This window comes from Candidatus Streptomyces philanthi (assembly GCF_059553635.1).
Genome location: NZ_JCANQV010000523.1, coordinates 1 through 2212, shown reverse-complemented (window position 1 = coordinate 2212; position 2212 = coordinate 1). Strand labels below are relative to the sequence as shown.

The window sequence follows — 2212 nt, the reverse complement described above, 5'->3', positions numbered from 1 at the left end:
CAGGGGTGCGGCGGCGACCGGGCCGTCACCTCGGCGCACGGCGCGGTCGGCCCCGTGGTGATCGAGGTCCGCTACAGCGCGGCCTGCCGGGCCGCCTGGGCGCGCATCGGCGGTGCCGCCCCCGGTGGCGAGGTCACCGTCACGGCGGACGGACACACCGCGAAGGCCACCGTCGGCCGCAGCGGCACCGCCTACACCCCCATGGTCACCGTCCCGGGCTCCCCGTCCGCGGCCGCCGCCTGCGTCACCACGGCCTCCGGCACCACCGGCTGCACCCGGCCGGGGGAGGGTGACGGCGGACGGTGAGCCTCGCGGCACCCGTCGCGACCTGCGGCGGACGCCCGCGACCGGTGCTCCTCCCGAGCGGCATGGTGCCCCTGGTGCGGGGCTGCCGTCCGGCCCGTGAGGTGAATCTGCGGCAAGAGGTGAAGCAATTCGGCATGGCCCCGCCGATCCCGGGCAGGCGGAGGGTGACCCCCCACGGGTACGGCACCACAGGGCGGCCGTCCGCGCTCCCCCTCCGCAAGCGGACGGCCGCCGCGCAGTCCGGCGGGCCCACGCACGGCGGGCCACCTCGGTGGCCCGCCGCTCGCCTCCCCCGTCTCCCTCTTCCGGCCGGGCGGCCGCCGCGCGCCGCCCCCGTAGGCCCGTCGTGGCGCGTGAGGGCCCGTACGAGGGCCTCGGAGGGGTCCGGTGAGGTGTTGCACACCGGCCCGTCGTCTGCGGCGGGCAGGGGTCCGATAGCCTGGCGGCCGGGTCTCTCGATACCAAGAGACCTGATACATGGGCAGGGACACCCACCGCCATCCAACGTGGTCCGGGGGCTTGCCCCCGGAAAACATCGCGCAGGAGATCGCCATGACCCGCACTCCCGTCAATGTCACCGTCACCGGCGCCGCCGGCCAGATCGGTTACGCACTCCTCTTCCGCATCGCCTCCGGTCACCTCCTGGGCGCGGACGTACCGGTCAAGCTGCGCCTCCTGGAGATCCCGCAGGGCCTGAAGGCCGCCGAGGGCACCGCCATGGAGCTGGACGACTGTGCCTTCCCGCTGCTGCGCGGCATCGAGATCACCGACGACCCGAACGTCGCCTTCGACGGCGCGAACGTCGCCCTGCTCGTCGGCGCCCGCCCCCGCACCAAGGGCATGGAGCGCGGTGACCTGCTGGAGGCCAACGGCGGCATCTTCAAGCCGCAGGGCAAGGCCATCAACGACCACGCGGCGGACGACATCAAGGTCCTGGTCGTCGGCAACCCCGCCAACACCAACGCGCTGATCGCGCAGGCCGCCGCGCCGGACGTCCCGCGCGACCGCTTCACCGCGATGACCCGCCTGGACCACAACCGCGCCGTCTCGCAGCTCGCGCAGAAGACCGGCGCCGCGGTCTCCGAGATCCGCCGCCTGACGATCTGGGGCAACCACTCCGCCACCCAGTACCCGGACATCTTCCACGCGGAGATCGCCGGCAAGAACGCCGCCGCCGTCGTCAACGACGAGGCGTGGCTGGCCGATACCTTCATCCCGACCGTCGCCAAGCGCGGCGCGGCGATCATCGAGGCCCGTGGCGCGTCCTCCGCCGCCTCGGCCGCCAACGCCGCGATCGACCACGTCCACACCTGGGTCAACGGCACCGCCGACGGCGACTGGACCTCCATGGGTATTCCGTCGGACGGCTCCTACGGCGTCCCCGAGGGCCTGATCTCCTCCTTCCCGGTCACCACCAAGGACGGCGCGTACGAGATCGTCCAGGGCCTGGAGATCAACGACTTCTCCCGCCAGCGCATCGACGCCTCCGTCAAGGAGCTCTCGGACGAGCGCGAGGCGGTCCGCGCCCTCGGCCTCCTCTGAGCCCTACCGCGCCCCGTCCGCCGCGCCGAACCCGGCGGACGCGCCCGCCCCACCGAGCCCGCACGGCCCCTCCGGTCGTGCGGGCTCGGCCGTTCCACCGCCGCCCCGACATCACCGTCCGTCCATGGAAGCTGACAGGGAGCGACGTTCTGCCCTATGCTGCGGCTGCCCTTCCATGGTGGGACGCCGCTGACCGGTGCTCCCAACATCGTTGCCACAGTGGTCGGTTGACGTCTTGGGGGACCGGTGACGCACAAGAACCCACCCGAGGACCGCCACGAGGCGGCCCGCCCGGCACCGACCGACCGGACGACACGACCGGACGGACCGGAGATGCCGTACGGCTGGTGGCCGGCGGCGCCCG

General features: G+C 73.6%; 2 protein-coding genes. Both read left to right on the top strand.

Annotated features, from left to right (window positions below; all coding sequences use genetic code 11):
• A partial coding sequence (locus tag AC51EU_RS29810) for a DUF2690 domain-containing protein (protein ID WP_496270206.1) occupies positions 1–306 on the top strand: 306 nt, incomplete at its 5' end.
• A gap of 552 nt (positions 307–858) precedes the next feature.
• Positions 859–1848 carry a malate dehydrogenase gene (locus tag AC51EU_RS29805; RefSeq protein ID WP_496270205.1) on the top strand — a complete coding sequence of 330 codons (990 nt, stop codon included), beginning with the start codon at positions 859–861 and terminating at the stop codon, positions 1846–1848.
• The last annotated feature ends 364 nt before the right edge of the window (positions 1849–2212 follow it).